Source organism: Vibrio rotiferianus CAIM 577 = LMG 21460 (assembly GCF_002741985.1).
Taxonomy (GTDB): Bacteria; Pseudomonadota; Gammaproteobacteria; order Enterobacterales; family Vibrionaceae; genus Vibrio; species Vibrio rotiferianus.
This window is the reverse complement of the sequence record NZ_APHW01000023.1, coordinates 37,484-53,343: the sequence shown is the minus strand read 5'-3', so window position 1 is coordinate 53,343 and position 15,860 is coordinate 37,484. Positions and strand designations below refer to the sequence as shown.

Sequence of the window (15,860 nt, the reverse complement as noted above, 5' to 3'; positions counted from 1 at the left end):
GTGCTAAAACGCAATCTTGGTGGATAAGTAAACGAAATTTTTTGTCATTTTTTGTATTTCTTTACCAAAAACACTAGCACGCAGACTCCCCAACTGTTTTGTTTATGTAATTGGTCATACCAATTTTATTGCTGTTTTAATGGGCGATTGTTATCAAAGTGTTGGTTGTAGGTCTGTTCTATGATTTAGGTCAATTTTTGGCTGGACAGTAACGTTTTAATTATGTTAATTTCTGCACCAACTTAAAATTGGTATTACCAATTACCTGCAAGAGTAGAAGAACAATAAATTATGGCTTATCAAAGGATTCGTCAGCCAAAGCTCTCTGATGTTATTGAACAAGAGCTAGAAAGGTTGATTGTGGAAGGAACACTCTCTCCGGGGCAGCAGTTGCCACCAGAGCGCGAACTCGCTAAGCAGTTCGATGTGTCTCGTCCATCTGTCCGTGAAGCCATTCAGCGTTTAGAAGCAAAACGTCTGCTTACTCGTCGTCAAGGCGGTGGCACATTCGTTAGCGAAAACATCTGGAAAAGCTTTTCAGATCCTTTATTGAACTTATTGTCAACTCACTCCGAAACGCAGTTAGACCTACTTGAATCGCGTCATGCGATGGAAGGCATTTCAGCGTACTTTGCAGCATTACGTGGTACCGATGAGGATTTTGCTCGTATTCAGGCATGCTTGAATCAAATCAGTGAAGAGCAAAAAGGCGATAACGTTGAGGCAGAAGCTGCTGCGGTTATGCAGTTTCTGATTGCTTTGACCGAAGCGGCACACAATGTCGTCCTGCTTCATATTGTTCGTAGTCTTGCCCCTTTGCTTGAGCAAAATGTTTTACAGAATCTAAAGCTCTTACATCGCCGCGATGAAGTGGTCGATAAAGTAAGTAAACACAGAGCTAATATCGTGGATGCGATTGTTTCTGGTCAGCCTGAAAAGGCACGTGAAATGTCTCACTCACATTTAGCTTATATTGAAGAAACATTGTTGGATTTGACTCGAGAAGAGTCTCGACGAGAGCGTTCTCTGCGTCGAATTCAGCAAGGTAACGATTCTTAACACAAGAACCGCTTACTTAAATAAGTAGATCCAACCAACAGAAGGATAGATCGCCATGTCTGACATGAAGCATGACGTAGATGCACTGGAAACTCAAGATTGGCTACAAGCCCTTGAATCCGTTGTTCGTGAAGAAGGTGTAGAACGTGCACAGTTTCTACTAGAAACCGTTCTAGAAAAAGCACGTCTAGACGGCGTTGATATGCCAACTGGCATCAACACAAACTACATCAACACTATTCCAGCTGCACAAGAGCCAGCTTACCCTGGTGATGTAACTCTTGAGCGTCGTATTCGTTCGATTATTCGCTGGAACGCAATCATGATTGTATTGCGTGCTTCTAAGAAAGACCTAGACCTTGGTGGTCACATGGCTTCTTACCAGTCAGCAGCAGCGTTCTACGAAGTTTGTTTCAACCACTTCTTCCGTGCTCCAAACGAGACGGACGGTGGCGATCTAGTTTACTACCAAGGTCACATTTCACCGGGTATCTACTCTCGTGCATTCGTTGAAGGCCGTCTAACTGAAGAGCAGCTAGACAACTTCCGTCAAGAAGTAGACGGTAAAGGCGTACCTTCATACCCGCACCCTAAACTAATGCCTGAGTTCTGGCAGTTCCCAACAGTATCTATGGGTCTTGGTCCAATCTCTGCTATTTACCAAGCGCGTTTCCTTAAGTACCTAAACGGCCGTGGCCTGAAAGATACTTCTGCTCAACGTGTATACGCTTTCCTAGGCGACGGTGAGATGGATGAGCCAGAATCACGCGGTGCTATCTCTTTCGCTGCGCGTGAGAAGCTAGACAACCTATGTTTCCTAATCAACTGTAACCTACAGCGTCTAGACGGCCCTGTAATGGGTAACGGTAAGATCATTCAAGAGCTTGAAGGTCTGTTTAAAGGTGCTGGTTGGAACGTAGTTAAAGTTATCTGGGGCAACAACTGGGATGCACTACTAGCTAAAGATACGACTGGTAAGCTACTACAGCTTATGAACGAAACGATCGATGGCGACTACCAAACATTCAAATCTAAAGATGGCGCATACGTACGTGAGCACTTCTTTGGTAAGTACCCTGAGACTGCTGCACTAGTTGCAGACATGACTGACGACCAAATCTTCGAATTGAAGCGTGGTGGTCACGATTCTTCTAAGCTGTTTGCTGCATTTAACAATGCAAAAGAAACAAACGGCAAGCCAACGGTAATCCTAGCTAAGACTGTTAAAGGTTACGGCATGGGTGAAGCGGCTGAAGGTAAGAACATCGCTCACGGTGTTAAGAAGATGGACATGACTCACGTACAATACCTACGTGATCGTCTAGGTCTACAAGACATTCTTTCTGATGAGAAAGTGGCTGAGCTTCCATACCTGAAACTGGAAGAAGGTTCTGCTGAGTACGAATACTTGCATGCTCGTCGTAAAGCTCTGAAAGGTTACACGCCACAGCGTCTACCTAACTTCACACAAGAGTTCAAAGTACCAGAACTAGAAGAGTTCGCTCCTCTACTAGGCGCTCAGAAGCGTGAAATCTCAACGACTATGGCTTACGTACGTACGTTGAACATTCTGCTTAAAGACAAGAACATCGGTAAGAACATTGTTCCTATCATCTGTGATGAAGCGCGTACGTTCGGTATGGAAGGTCTATTCCGTCAAGTGGGTATCTACAACCCAGACGGTCAAGAATACACACCTGAAGATAAAGGCATCGTTTCTTACTACAAAGAAGCAACATCAGGCCAAGTTCTTCAAGAAGGTATCAACGAACTAGGTTCAATGGCATCTTGGGTTGCTGCTGCTACTTCTTACAGCACAAACGATCTGCCAATGATCCCGTTCTACATCTACTACTCAATGTTCGGTTTCCAACGTATTGGTGACATGGCATGGCTAGCAGGTGACCAACAAGCTCGTGGCTTCCTACTAGGTGCTACAGCTGGTCGTACAACACTGAACGGTGAAGGTCTACAGCACGAAGATGGTCACTCGCACATTCAAGCGAACACTATCCCGAACTGTATCTCTTACGACCCAACATTCGCTTACGAGCTAGCAGTAATCATGCAAGATGGTATCCGTCGTATGTACGGTCCTGAGCAAGAAAACATTTACTACTACCTAACAGTAATGAATGAGAACTACGCAATGCCAGCAATGCCAGAAGGCGCTGAAGAAGGCATCCGTAAAGGTATCTACAAGCTTGAGTCTCACGAAGGTGCTAAGGGTAAAGTTCAGCTAATGAGCTCTGGTACTATCATGAACGAAGTACGTAAAGCAGCGACTATCCTAAGCGAAGAGTACGGCGTAGCATCTGACGTGTTCTCTGTAACTTCATTCAACGAGCTAACTCGTGATGGTCAAAATGCAGAGCGTTACAACATGCTTCACCCAGAAGCTGAAGCGAAAGTGCCTTACATCACTACTGTTCTTGGTAACGAACCAGCAATCGCTGCGACGGATTACATGAAGAACTACGCTGAGCAAGTACGTGCATTCATGCCAACTGAGTCTTACAAAGTTCTTGGTACTGATGGCTTCGGTCGTTCAGACAGCCGTGAGAACCTACGTCGTCACTTCGAAGTTAATGCAGGCTACGTGGTAGTTGCAGCACTAACTGAACTAGCGAAACGTGGTGATGTTGAGAAGTCTGTTGTTGCTGAAGCAATTGCTAAGTTCAACATCGACACTGAAAAAACAAACCCACTTTACGCTTAATACAGCGCTTAACTAGAAGGTAAATAAGCAATGGCAATCGAAATTAATGTACCTGACATCGGTGCGGATGAGGTTGAAGTTACTGAGATTCTTGTAAGCGTTGGCGACAAGGTTGAAGAAGAACAGTCTCTGATCACTGTTGAAGGCGACAAAGCTTCTATGGAAGTTCCAGCGTCTCAAGCAGGTATCGTTAAAGAAATCAAAGTAGCAGAAGGTGATTCTGTTACGACTGGTTCTCTTATCATGATTTTCGAAGCCGAGGGTGCAGCTGACGCTGCACCTGCTCCTGCGGCGGAAGCGGCTCCAGCAGCAGCTCCAGCTCCAGCAGCAGCGGCAGCAGAACTAAAAGAAGTTCACGTTCCTGATATCGGTGGCGACGAAGTAGAAGTTACTGAGATCATGGTTAAAGTTGGCGATGCAGTAGAAGAAGAGCAATCACTTCTAACTGTAGAAGGCGACAAAGCTTCTATGGAAGTACCAGCACCATTCGCAGGTACGGTTAAAGAGATCAAGATTGCTGAAGGTGATTCAGTAACAACTGGCTCTCTTGTGATGGTATTTGAAGTAGCAGGCTCTGGTGCGCCAGTAGCAGCTGCTCCTGCAGTTGAAGCGGCTCCAGCAGCAGCTCCTGCGGCATCCGGAGCGCCGGCCGCAGCAGAAAAAGAAGTTAACGTTCCAGATATCGGCGGTGACGAAGTAGAAGTTACTGAGATCATGGTTAAAGTTGGCGATACAGTAGAAGAAGAGCAATCTCTAATCACTGTTGAAGGCGACAAAGCTTCTATGGAAGTACCAGCACCATTCGCAGGTACAGTTAAAGAGATCAAGATTGCTGAGGGCGACAAAGTAACGACTGGTTCTCTGATTATGGTATTCGAAGTTGCAGGCGCAGCTCCGGCACCAGTAGCAGCTCCTGCTCAAGCAGCAGCTCCAGCGGCGGCACCTGCACCTAAAGCTCCAGCGGCAGCAGCTCCTGCAGCGACTGGTGATTTCCAAGAAAACAACGAATACGCACACGCGTCTCCAGTAGTTCGTCGTCTAGCTCGCGAATTTGGTGTAAACCTAGCGAAAGTTAAAGGTACTGGTCGTAAGAGCCGTGTACTAAAAGAAGACGTTCAAGCTTACGTTAAAGATGCACTTAAGCGTCTAGAGTCTGGTGCAGCAGCATCTGGCAAAGGCGGTGACGGCTCTGCTCTTGGTCTACTACCATGGCCAAAAGTTGACTTCAGCAAGTTCGGCGAAACTGAAGTTCAGAAGCTTTCTAAGATCAAGAAGATCTCTGGTGCTAACCTACACCGTAACTGGGTAATGATCCCTCACGTTACACAGTGGGACAACGCTGATATCACTGAGCTAGAAGCATTCCGTAAAGAGCAGAACGCTATCGAAGCTAAGAAAGACACTGGCATGAAGATCACTCCTCTTGTGTTCATCATGAAAGCAGTTGCGAAAGCACTAGAAGCGTTCCCAGCGTTTAACTCTTCTCTATCTGAAGATGGCGAAAGCATCATTCTTAAGAAGTACGTGAACGTAGGTATTGCGGTAGATACGCCAAACGGTCTAGTTGTTCCTGTATTTAAAGACGTGAACAAGAAAGGCATCTACGAGCTGTCTGAAGAGCTAATGGCTGTATCTAAGAAAGCACGTGCTGGTAAGCTAACGGCAGCTGACATGCAAGGCGGTTGTTTCACAATCTCTAGCCTTGGTGGCATCGGCGGTACGGCATTTACGCCAATCGTAAACGCTCCAGAAGTAGGTATCCTAGGTGTATCTAAGTCTGAAATGAAGCCTGTGTGGAACGGCAAAGAGTTCGAACCACGCCTACAACTTCCACTGTCTCTATCATACGACCACCGTGTGATTGATGGTGCAGAAGGTGCACGCTTCATTACTTTCCTAAACGGTGCACTATCAGACATTCGTCGCCTAGTACTGTAATTTAGAAAGTAATAGTTAAGGTGGCTTTCGGGTCACCTTACTTCTTTATATAAAAGACTATTTTTAGACGACAATTTCTCATATCGTTCAGAATCTGAAAGATGAATTGTTGTCTAGCTCACAGGCTAACTTAAAGCTGCTTTCACACTGTTAACATCTCTGTAAAATATTGATCGTTTGAAAGCCTAATAATTTAAGAACATCTACTCAGCCTGTTAGGGATAATGACTACAAGAGGTCACAATGAGCAAAGAAATTAAAGCCCAAGTTGTTGTACTTGGTTCTGGTCCTGCTGGTTACTCAGCTGCATTCCGTTGTGCGGACTTAGGTCTAGAAACAGTACTAGTTGAACGTTACAGCACTCTTGGCGGTGTATGTCTAAACGTTGGTTGTATTCCATCTAAAGCACTTCTTCACGTTTCAAAAGTTATCGAAGAAGCAAAAGCGATGGCTGAGCACGGTGTTGTGTTTGGCGAACCACAAACAGACATCAGCAAAATCCGTATCTGGAAAGAGAAAGTTGTAAACCAACTGACTGGCGGTCTTAGCGGTATGGCTAAGATGCGTAACGTTACTGTAGTAAACGGCTACGGTAAGTTCACAAGCCCTAACTCTATCCTTGTAGAAGGCGAAGGCGAAGCAACAACAGTTAACTTCGACAACGCTATCATTGCTGCGGGTTCTCGCCCAATCAAACTGCCATTCATCCCGCACGAAGATCCACGTATTTGGGATTCAACGGATGCACTAGAGCTGAAAGAAGTACCAGAAAAACTGCTTATCATGGGCGGTGGTATCATCGGTCTAGAAATGGGTACGGTTTACCACTCTCTAGGTTCTAAAGTAGACGTAGTAGAGATGTTTGACCAAGTTATCCCTGCTGCAGATAAAGACATCGTTAAAGTCTTCACTAAGCGCATTAAAGACAAGTTCAAGCTAATGCTTGAGACTAAAGTAACAGCAGTTGAAGCGAAAGAAGACGGTATCTACGTTTCAATGGAAGGCAAAAAAGCACCAGCAGAAGCTGAGCGCTACGATGCCGTTCTTGTTGCTATCGGTCGTGTACCAAACGGTGCACTTATCGATGCTGAAAAAGCGGGTATTGAAGTGGACGAGCGTGGCTTTATCAACGTTGATAAGCAAATGCGTACTAACGTTCCTCACATCCACGCGATCGGCGACGTAGTTGGCCAACCAATGCTTGCTCACAAAGGTGTGCATGAAGGCCACGTAGCGGCAGAAGTTATCTCTGGTAAGAAGCACTACTTCGATCCTAAAGTTATTCCTTCAATTGCTTACACTGAGCCAGAAGTGGCATGGGTTGGTAAGACTGAGAAAGAAGCGAAAGCGGAAGGCATCAACTACGAAGTGGCAACATTCCCATGGGCTGCATCAGGTCGTGCAATCGCATCTGACTGTGCAGACGGTATGACTAAGCTAATCTTCGATAAAGAAACTCACCGCGTAATCGGTGGTGCTATCGTTGGTACTAACGGTGGCGAACTGCTTGGTGAAATCGGTCTGGCTATCGAGATGGGTTGTGATGCAGAAGATATTGCACTAACTATCCACGCTCACCCAACTCTACATGAGTCTGTGGGTCTAGCTGCTGAAGTATTTGAAGGTTCAATCACTGACCTTCCAAACAAAAAAGCAGTTAAAAAGAAAAAGTAACTTTTTCTTAGCTACTCGCTAATGTTTTTAGAAACCGCTGATTCGTCAGCGGTTTTTTTATTGGAGGAAAAGAACGCTACGCTTGGAGATTCGGGAGTGCTCCGCTTTAGGAATCGAGAGCTGGTTTTGGGAAGGCTAATGAAAGAGGATCGGCTCTAAAGGAGATGACTTGTTTCAAGAAAGACAAATAATAATCGCTAATCGCTAATCGCTAATCGCTAATCGCTAATCGCTAATCGCTAATCGCTAATCGCTTCTCAAAAACAAAAAAGGCCAATACCTAAGTATCAGCCTTTGATTTAATCAAATTCGCGTTTCAGCTTAATGGTCGCGGTTGTAGATGCAAAGCATATCTAGGTAAGAATTAACTAAGTTAGCTAGTTCAGATTCACTCTTAGAACGATTTGCTTGCACAAATAAAGAGTAACAGATGCCATGGAAGAGGTTTGCCAAGTGCTCTGGTTCATGCTCAGAACATACTTCACCACGTTCGATTGCCTTAATGAACATGTTTTGCACTAGCAGTTGGTTGGTACGGTTTGTGGTTACAAAAAGCGGCCATACTTCATCACGTGTTGATGCGCTCCACTCAAACCATACTTTCAGCCAGTGGCAATCTTGGCTTACTAGCTCAATCATTGCATTAGTGATGTTGGCGATGTTCTCACGAGCATGAATGTCTAAGTCAATGTTATCAGACAAAAAGTTAGAGAACTGACGAACAACGTGGTTCAGAACTTCATCCACCAAATCTTCACGAGTCGGGAAGTAGTTAAATACAGTTGCAACAGAAACTTGAGCGATCTCGGCAATATCCGCATGACCACCACGGCCAATGCCGCGACGAGCAAACACTTCTAGAGCGATTTCCATCAGTTGTTGTTTACGTTTAAGAGGTGAAAGCCTAGTACGAGGCCTCTTTGCAATTGAGTCCATATTAAATATCCTTGCCATTTGAGTTGATTATTTCGCGTTTAATACGCTTATATTTAATTATTCTAATGATTGCTTAAAGCTTGATGAGTGTAATGGTGCATATGATTAAGGTCAATATGCAATCAGAAAATTATCGATAGGAATGTCATTACTGTGGCATTTTTCATCAACTGCTTGTGAAAACTTAGATGTAGGTCTAAAAATTTCTTGGTGGTGAAGAGCGCTTTTATCGCTCTACTCGTGGTGTTACACTACGCTGCGTAAAAAGGTGATCGTTTGCGTACGACCAACCTCAACTCACAAGAATATTGAGCACAGTATGAAACATACAGTAGAAGTTATGATTTCTGAGCAAGAAGTTCAGGAACGTATTCGCGAATTAGGCAAGCAAATTACAGAACGTTACCAAGGCAGTGAAGATCTAGTTTTGGTTGGTTTGCTTCGTGGTTCATTTGTATTTATGGCGGATCTGGCACGTGCAATTGATCTGACTCATCAAGTGGACTTTATGACTGCCTCTAGCTACGGTAACACGATGGAAAGCTCTCGTGATGTGCGTATCCTTAAAGATCTAGATGATGACATCAAAGGTAAAGATGTCCTGATCGTTGAAGACATCATTGATACGGGTAATACGCTGAACAAGATCCGTGAGATTCTTTCTCTACGTGAACCAAAGTCGATTGCTATCTGTACGCTGCTAGACAAGCCATCACGTCGTGAAGTTGAAGTGCCAGTTGATTACGTTGGCTTCGCGATTCCAGACGAGTTTGTGGTTGGTGTGGGTATCGACTACGCTCAAAAATACCGCCACCTACCGTTCATTGGTAAAGTGGTACCACAAGAGTAATCATTATTCTTACTAGAAGAATACAAAAACGCCCGTTAAGAAATTAACGGGCGTTTTCTTTTATTTGGTTCGACTGATACTTTTTAACTCAGCGACAAAGCAATTTGTTGTCTGAGTTAAGAATGGTTGAGAGCGCTTTTTGGTAAGAGGCTTCAACGGTCTCTTTTGAGTTTGAACGAATACCTAAATATTCAAGGCGACCATCTTCAATCCCGTACACCACGCCATGAATTTCTACATCCTGACCACGTTCCCAAGCATTTTGCATAATGGTCGAGTTACCCAGGTTGTAGACTTGTTCTGCTACGTTGATTTCACCAAGTTTATCCGCGCGGTCTTCGACAGGCATTTGGTCTAGATAAGTTCGGTGTTTAAAGTAGAGATCTCGGATGTGAAGGAGCCAGTTATTGATAAGACCAAGTTGAGGGTTGTCGATAGCTGCGTTAACGCCACCACAGCCATAGTGGCCGCAGACAATAATATGTTTTACTTTTAATACATCGACCGCATATTGCACAACCGAAAGGCAGTTTAGGTCGGTATGGATCACTTGATTCGCTACATTTCGGTGAACAAAAAGCTCGCCAGAAAAAAGTCCGGTTAATCGTTCTGCAGGTACACGACTATCAGAACATCCAATCCAAAGAAAATCAGGCTTCTGACCTTCCGCTAGCTTTGCAAAATATTCTGGACGATCAGATTTAATTTCTTCCGACCATTTCGAGTTATTTTCGAATAATTGTTTAATTTCCGGCATCTGGCAATCTACTTCCCTAATAATTCAAAAAGCTCATCGCTCAAGCTTGTTTATAAAGCGATCAGCGCTGTAACTATACACAATGTTACAATTTCGATCCCGTTAAATATCCATCAAAGATGACTCATCTGACGAGTTCTCGCCGTTAAAATCATAAAATATGCAGTCATCATTCATTAAACGAATGAGCTTACTAGTTACATGGTTATATTTGGTTTTTTTCTACATCGAAATATTTGATAGATTGATAGCATTTTGTCTTTTTTACGCAGGGAGCAAATTCAATGTTCGGTAGTCGCTTTAAGGATATCAACTTGAAAGGGGATCTGTTTGGTGGTGTAACAACAGCCATCATTTCACTTCCTCTTGCGTTAGCCTTTGGTGTAGCGTCAGGTGCAGGCGCGGAAGCGGGGCTGTGGGGAGCGATCATGGTGGGGCTTTTTGCTTCGCTGTTTGGTGGCTCGAATACCCTGATTTCTGAGCCAACCGGTCCAATGACGGTGATCATGACCGCGGTACTGACTAGCATGATGGCTAAGTATCCAGAAACGGGCATGGCCATGACCTTCACTGTTGTCATGATGGCGGGGGCGTTCCAAGTTGTTCTCGGTACATTGAAGCTAGGCAAGTACATCACATTAATGCCTTATAGTGTGATATCAGGCTTTATGTCCGGTATCGGTGTGATTCTGATTATCTTGCAGTTATCACCTTTATTAGGCCATGCAGCCCCTTCCGGTGGGGTTATCGGGACGCTTTCTGCGTTACCAGACACGATTTCAAACCTGAAGTTTAGTGAGCTATTTTTGGGCTTGCTGACGTTAGGTATCTTATTCTTTTTCCCAAAACACTATCGTAAATACGTTCCCGCTCAGCTAGTGGCTCTTGTTGCCGTCACGCTGCTTTCTGTCATTTTATTTGACGCAGAAGACATTCGCCGTATTGGTGAAATTCCGGCAGGCTTACCATCTTTGGTTGTGCCGCATATCGATCCTGCTATGTTCACGGAGATGGTCATTGATGCTTTGGTACTGGGTACGCTAGGTTGTATTGATACCTTGTTGACGGCCGTTATTGGTGACTCTCTGACGCGTAAAGAGCATGATTCAGATAAGGAATTACGTGGCCAAGGTTTAGCAAACATGATTTCTGGTCTGTTTGGCGCGCTGCCTGGAGCAGGTGCCACTATGGGCACAGTAACCAATATCCAAGTTGGCGCACGCTCGCCATTATCTGGAGTGATTCGTGCGTTGATCCTTGCGCTGGTGGTTTTGGTTGCAAGCGGGTTGACTGAGCCAATCCCAATGGCAGTGCTCGCGGGTATCGCGGTGTACGTTGGTTTCAACATTCTTGATTGGAGCTTCATTCAACGTGCCCATAAAGTCAGCTTTCCGGGTATGGCAGTCATGTATGGCGTGATGTTCCTAACGGTGTTCGTAGATTTGATTGTTGCGGTCGGTCTTGGTGTGTTTATTTCTAACATCATCATTATTGAGCGTTTAAGCCGCGAGCAAGCGCGCCAAGTGAAGGCAATCAGTGATGCGGATGAAGACGATGTGCCGCTAACAGACAGTGAGCGAGGCCTACTAGATAGAGCGAATGGCAAAGTGTTGTTCTTCTATCTTTCGGGGCCAATGATCTTCAGCGTATCGAAAGCCATTTCTCGTCAGCATTCGAGTATCTCTGACTATGAAGTGATGATCCTCGATCTTACTGATGTACCTATGATTGATGTGACGGTAGGTCTGGCGCTAGAAAACGCGATTAAAGATGCTCTAGATGCAAACTGTGCAGTTTACCTACTGTGTCCAAATCAACGTACTCGTGAACAGTTAGAGAAGTTCCACGTGATAGATTTAGTTCCTGATGAAAACACCTACAAGTTCCGTTACGAAGCATTGAATGCGGCGATAAAGCATGTAGAAACAGATGAGCATCAAATGCTAACCATGTAGTCTAAGTGGTTTACTTAAAAGCGCTACCAGAGAGGTTTGGTGGCGCTTTTTCGTATATAGAGTTAAGAAAACTTATAGTTATTTCTAATTTTATGGAAAGGTTTATTTGTGTTCATCGTTATTCAACGATAAACTAATTCAACTTCAGTGCAATACCGCTTTCGACTTTTTAGTCGCTATCAATGAGCCCCTAAAGGTATTGGCATTCACGATTCATCAACAGATGGCAATGATTACGCAATGTACGCATTAGAAATAGAACAGCTTCGCAAGACTTATGCGGGCGGATTTGAAGCGTTGAAGGGCATTAGCCTAACAGTAGAAAAAGGTGATTTCTACGCGCTTTTAGGGCCGAATGGTGCTGGTAAATCCACTACGATTGGCATTATCTCTTCTTTGGTAAACAAAACTTCCGGTACGGTTAAGGTTTTCGGTTACGACATCGATACACACCTAGAACTAGCGAAGCAAAATCTAGGTTTGGTACCGCAAGAGTTTAACTTCAACCAGTTTGAAACGGTCGAACAGATTGTGATGCAGCAAGCAGGTTACTATGGTGTATCCAAAACGCTTGCACGAGAGCGAGCAGAAAAGTACCTGACTAAGCTCGACTTATGGGAAAAACGCAAAGAGCGTGCACGTAACCTATCGGGTGGTATGAAACGTCGTTTGATGATTGCTCGCGCTTTGATGCATGAGCCGCAGCTGTTGATCCTTGATGAACCAACAGCAGGTGTGGATATCGAATTACGTCGCTCAATGTGGGATTTCTTGAAGGAGATTAACCAAGAGCAGGGCATTACTATCATCCTAACGACTCACTACCTTGAAGAAGCAGAAATGCTATGTCGTAACATCGGTATCATCAATAAAGGTCAGCTGATCGAGAACACAACGATGAAAGCGCTACTCGGAAAACTTCGTGTTGAAACTTTCATCCTCGATGTCGAGTGTGATGGTGAGATGCCAGAGCTTGCGGGTGTGAATAGCCAAACGATGATCAATGGTTCACTAGAGATTGAGTTGGACAAGAGCCAAGGTCTGAACTCAGTATTCAGTCAACTTTCAGACAGTGGGGTGAAAGTACTCTCTATGCGTAACAAAGCAAACCGTTTGGAAGAGCTGTTTGTCAGCATCGTACGTGGAGGTAACCAATAATGTACAAGTTATATTGGACCGCTTTTTGTAGCCTGCTAACGAAAGAAATCAATCGCTTTACACGAATTTGGGTGCAAACTCTTGTGCCGCCAGCGATTACGATGACGCTGTACTTCATCATCTTCGGTAGCCTAATTGGTTCTCGTATTGGTGAAATGAACGGCTTTAGTTACATGGAATACATTGTGCCGGGCTTGATCATGATGTCGGTGATCACCAACTCGTATTCTAATGTCGCGTCGTCGTTCTTTAGTTCTAAGTTCCAGCGTAACATTGAAGAGCTACTAGTAGCGCCAGTACCAAACTACGTCATCATTCTTGGTTTTGTTATGGGGGGGGCGTCGTTCGTGGTTTGCTGGTGGGGACTATCGTAACTTTCGTGTCGCTGTTCTTTGTTGATTTGCAAGTGGATCACTGGGGCATCATTATCGCGACCGTATTTATGACTTCGGTTGTATTCTCACTCGGTGGCTTGATTAACGCGGTTTACGCAAGAACGTTCGATGATATCTCCATCATCCCGACGTTTGTATTGACGCCACTGACTTACCTCGGCGGTGTTTTTTACTCAATCAGTCTATTGCCTGAGTTTTGGCAAGGGGTGTCTAAACTGAACCCTATCGTCTACATGGTGAATGCATTCCGTTATGGCTTCCTTGGTGTGTCCGACGTGGGTATTGTCACTTCGTTTAGCGTACTGACGGTATTTGTGGTCGCGCTTTATGGTGTGGCTCATTATTTGGTGACCAAAGGAATTGGTTTAAGAAGCTAATACACAAAGAATTGAAAGAGCAGCTATTGGGGCTGCTCTTTTTCTATGCACACCAATACATTCCCATACAATTTTTCGACTTTTTACATGCTAGGTTTCACTCATCTGTCGTAAATACATCTGTTGTAAATGAGTGAAGCCATGAATACCGTCCCATCTCCTTCTTTTTCCTTTAAATTGCTTCTTCCTAAATACTGGTCTGTTTGGTTTGCATTCGGCTTGTTAGCGTTTATCGTCAATGTTCTGCCGTATCCGTTGTTGCGAGTATTGGGAAGAGGTATCGGCTCTCTCGCTATGCTGCCAATGAAGCGTCGCCGAGAAATTGCTAAGCGCAATCTCAAGCTCTGTTTTCCTGAATACACCGATCAACAATGTGAGGAGCTGGTAAAAGCAAACTTTAAGTACACTGGTATGGCACTGATTGAAACGGGTATGGCTTGGTTTTGGCCTGAGTGGCGAGTGAAGCATCTAACTAAAGTTGTGGGTAAAGAGCGTCTGCTTGAGCAGGAAAAGAATGGGCGAGGTGTGCTAGTAGTATGCAGTCATCACCTCAATTTGGAAATGACGGCGAGAATCTTTAGTCAATTTGCTGAAGGCTACGGCGTATATCGCCCGAACTCAAACCCAGCTTATGAGTTCATTCAGCACCGTGGTCGAACTCGATGTGGGCATCAAATGATAGACAGGAAAGACGTAAAATCGATGCTCAAAGTCCTGAAAAATGGCAAGCGATTATGGTACTTACCGGATCATGATTATGGGATGAACAATTCGGTATTCGTACCTTTCTTCGCCGTCGAACAGGCGGCAAGCACGGCTGGCTCGAGTGTTTTGGTTGATGCAACCAAGTGTGCGGTGATGTCTGGAGTGACTGTCATGAGTGACAACCAATATACGCTTTATATTGGTGAGGACCTGAGCGAGCAATTTGAACGACGAAATCCGGTTAAAGCGGCGAGTATCTTGAATCAAGAAATCGAGGGGATGATAAAGCGAGATATTCCAGCATGGATGTGGTTACACAAGCGATTTAAGACTCGTCCAGAAGGGCTTCAATCTGTTTACTCATAGATCAAATTAGCAGATGTAAAAAGGTCGGCTTAGCGCCGACCTTTTCATTTAAGACTTCGATTTACTCAGTATTTGCAGAGTCATCTTCACTTGATTCTTCTTCTTTGGTTTCGACTACCATATCAACCGTTTGGTTATCGATTAGGCGTGTTTTTCCTAAGAATGCAGACATCAAGATCACCGCTTGTGCGGTCTCTGCTGTGATGGCCTGAAGTGTACGTGCATCACGGATGAAGATTTCATCAGGTTGTAGACCCGCTGCGCGTAGCTGATCGTTCGCATCTTCAATGATAGAAGCGTAATCGTCACGACCACCACGCATAGCGCTGCTGATCCAACGCATAGTGCGTGCTAAAACCGGTGCACGTTGGCGTTCATCAATGGTAAGCAGGCCATTGCGAGAGCTCATTGCAAGGCCGTCCATTTCACGTACGGTTGGTACGCCAATGATCTCAATGTCCATTGCTAGGTCATCAACCATCTTGCGAATCACAGCAAGCTGTTGAAAGTCTTTCTCACCAAAGCAAGCCACATCTGGCTGAACAATGTTGAACAGTTTGTTTACGATGGTGGTAACACCACGGAAGTGACCTGGGCGAGATGCACCTTCGAGGATGGTTGATAGACTAGGGACGTCAACAAATGTTTGTTTGTCTAAGCCTTCAGGGTAGATGATTTCTGGTGTTGGAGTGAACACCAGTTCTACACCTTCGCCACCTAGTTTACTTAGGTCTTCTTCTAGAGTGCGAGGGTAGTTATTCAAATCGTCTGCACGGTCAAACTGCATCGGGTTTACAAAGATGCTTACGACAACGACATCCGCGTATTCGCGAGCTTTACGAACAAGCGTTAAGTGGCCTTCATGTAGGTTACCCATGGTTGGGACAAACGCTACCTTACGACCTTCACGCTTAAAGGTTTTTACCTGTTCACGAATCGCTGAGATTTCCGCAAAAGTTTGCATGCATTTA

The 15,860-nt window shown here is 44.7% G+C and carries 11 protein-coding genes and 1 pseudogene; 9 read left to right on the top strand and 3 right to left on the bottom strand.

What is annotated here, in order from left to right; all coding sequences use genetic code 11:
* Positions 1 to 291: 291 nt before the first annotated feature.
* The 4 genes from pdhR (at position 292) to lpdA (ending at position 7,390) form a co-directional block, all read left to right on the top strand.
* Entirely contained in the window at positions 292 to 1,059 is a 768-nt protein-coding gene (gene pdhR, locus B853_RS12265) for a pyruvate dehydrogenase complex transcriptional repressor PdhR (protein WP_005446261.1), read from the top strand.
* Positions 1,060 to 1,114: 55 nt separating this feature from the next.
* A complete protein-coding gene (aceE, locus tag B853_RS12260) occupies positions 1,115 to 3,778 on the top strand; it encodes a pyruvate dehydrogenase (acetyl-transferring), homodimeric type (RefSeq protein ID WP_038885737.1) in 2,664 nt (887 codons plus the stop codon).
* A gap of 30 nt (positions 3,779 to 3,808) precedes the next feature.
* Positions 3,809 to 5,716 carry a pyruvate dehydrogenase complex dihydrolipoyllysine-residue acetyltransferase gene (aceF, locus tag B853_RS12255; protein ID WP_038885739.1) on the top strand — a complete coding sequence of 636 codons (1,908 nt, stop codon included), beginning with the start codon at positions 3,809 to 3,811 and terminating at the stop codon, positions 5,714 to 5,716.
* 243 nt (positions 5,717 to 5,959) lie between these two features.
* The gene (lpdA, locus tag B853_RS12250) at positions 5,960 to 7,390 is read left to right on the top strand and encodes a dihydrolipoyl dehydrogenase (protein WP_005438019.1); all 1,431 of its coding nucleotides are present in this window, start codon (positions 5,960 to 5,962) and stop codon (positions 7,388 to 7,390) included.
* 321 nt (positions 7,391 to 7,711) lie between these two features.
* Here the strand turns inward: lpdA and B853_RS12245 are convergent, their stop codons facing one another.
* The gene (locus B853_RS12245; RefSeq protein WP_038885740.1) at positions 7,712 to 8,326 is read right to left on the bottom strand and encodes a LuxR/HapR/OpaR family quorum-sensing transcriptional regulator; all 615 of its coding nucleotides are present in this window, start codon (positions 8,324 to 8,326) and stop codon (positions 7,712 to 7,714) included.
* A gap of 319 nt (positions 8,327 to 8,645) precedes the next feature.
* On the opposite strand from B853_RS12245, the gene hpt reads away from it, so the two are divergent.
* A complete protein-coding gene (hpt, locus tag B853_RS12240) occupies positions 8,646 to 9,176 on the top strand; it encodes a hypoxanthine phosphoribosyltransferase (protein ID WP_010450168.1) in 531 nt (176 codons plus the stop codon).
* An 88-nt stretch (positions 9,177 to 9,264) separates the two neighbouring features.
* Here hpt and can read toward each other — a convergent pair whose 3' ends face one another.
* On the bottom strand, positions 9,265 to 9,933 hold the full coding sequence (gene can, locus B853_RS12235) for a carbonate dehydratase (protein ID WP_010450166.1): 669 nt from the start codon (positions 9,931 to 9,933) through the stop codon (positions 9,265 to 9,267).
* A gap of 284 nt (positions 9,934 to 10,217) precedes the next feature.
* On the opposite strand from can, the gene B853_RS12230 reads away from it, so the two are divergent.
* The 4 genes and pseudogenes from B853_RS12230 (at position 10,218) to B853_RS12215 (ending at position 14,889) form a co-directional block, all read left to right on the top strand.
* Positions 10,218 to 11,888 carry a SulP family inorganic anion transporter gene (locus tag B853_RS12230; protein WP_038885742.1) on the top strand — a complete coding sequence of 557 codons (1,671 nt, stop codon included), beginning with the start codon at positions 10,218 to 10,220 and terminating at the stop codon, positions 11,886 to 11,888.
* A 240-nt stretch (positions 11,889 to 12,128) separates the two neighbouring features.
* Positions 12,129 to 13,046, top strand: a complete 918-nt coding sequence (locus tag B853_RS12225) for an ABC transporter ATP-binding protein (RefSeq protein ID WP_010450163.1) — start codon at positions 12,129 to 12,131, stop codon at positions 13,044 to 13,046.
* Positions 13,046 to 13,818: pseudogene (locus B853_RS12220) on the top strand (ABC transporter permease). The gene B853_RS12225 and the pseudogene B853_RS12220 overlap by 1 nt, the downstream one beginning before the upstream one ends.
* Positions 13,819 to 13,959: 141 nt before the next feature.
* Positions 13,960 to 14,889, top strand: coding sequence for a Kdo(2)-lipid IV(A) acyltransferase (locus B853_RS12215; protein WP_038885743.1), 930 nt, complete (start codon positions 13,960 to 13,962; stop codon positions 14,887 to 14,889).
* Between the two features lie 61 nt (positions 14,890 to 14,950).
* Here B853_RS12215 and panC read toward each other — a convergent pair whose 3' ends face one another.
* Complete coding sequence (gene panC, locus B853_RS12210) at positions 14,951 to 15,853, bottom strand: pantoate--beta-alanine ligase (protein WP_038885744.1); 903 nt, start codon at positions 15,851 to 15,853, stop codon at positions 14,951 to 14,953.
* Positions 15,854 to 15,860 lie beyond the last annotated feature (7 nt).

Coding starts and splice junctions, on each gene's coding strand:
- pdhR (WP_005446261.1), top strand. CDS start 292: ATGGCTTATCAAAGGATTCGTCAGCCAAAGCTCTCTGATGTTATTGAA.
- aceE (WP_038885737.1), top strand. CDS start 1,115: ATGTCTGACATGAAGCATGACGTAGATGCACTGGAAACTCAAGATTGG.
- aceF (WP_038885739.1), top strand. CDS start 3,809: ATGGCAATCGAAATTAATGTACCTGACATCGGTGCGGATGAGGTTGAA.
- lpdA (WP_005438019.1), top strand. CDS start 5,960: ATGAGCAAAGAAATTAAAGCCCAAGTTGTTGTACTTGGTTCTGGTCCT.
- B853_RS12245 (WP_038885740.1), bottom strand. CDS start 8,326: ATGGACTCAATTGCAAAGAGGCCTCGTACTAGGCTTTCACCTCTTAAA.
- hpt (WP_010450168.1), top strand. CDS start 8,646: ATGAAACATACAGTAGAAGTTATGATTTCTGAGCAAGAAGTTCAGGAA.
- can (WP_010450166.1), bottom strand. CDS start 9,933: ATGCCGGAAATTAAACAATTATTCGAAAATAACTCGAAATGGTCGGAA.
- B853_RS12230 (WP_038885742.1), top strand. CDS start 10,218: ATGTTCGGTAGTCGCTTTAAGGATATCAACTTGAAAGGGGATCTGTTT.
- B853_RS12225 (WP_010450163.1), top strand. CDS start 12,129: ATGTACGCATTAGAAATAGAACAGCTTCGCAAGACTTATGCGGGCGGA.
- B853_RS12215 (WP_038885743.1), top strand. CDS start 13,960: ATGAATACCGTCCCATCTCCTTCTTTTTCCTTTAAATTGCTTCTTCCT.
- panC (WP_038885744.1), bottom strand. CDS start 15,853: ATGCAAACTTTTGCGGAAATCTCAGCGATTCGTGAACAGGTAAAAACC.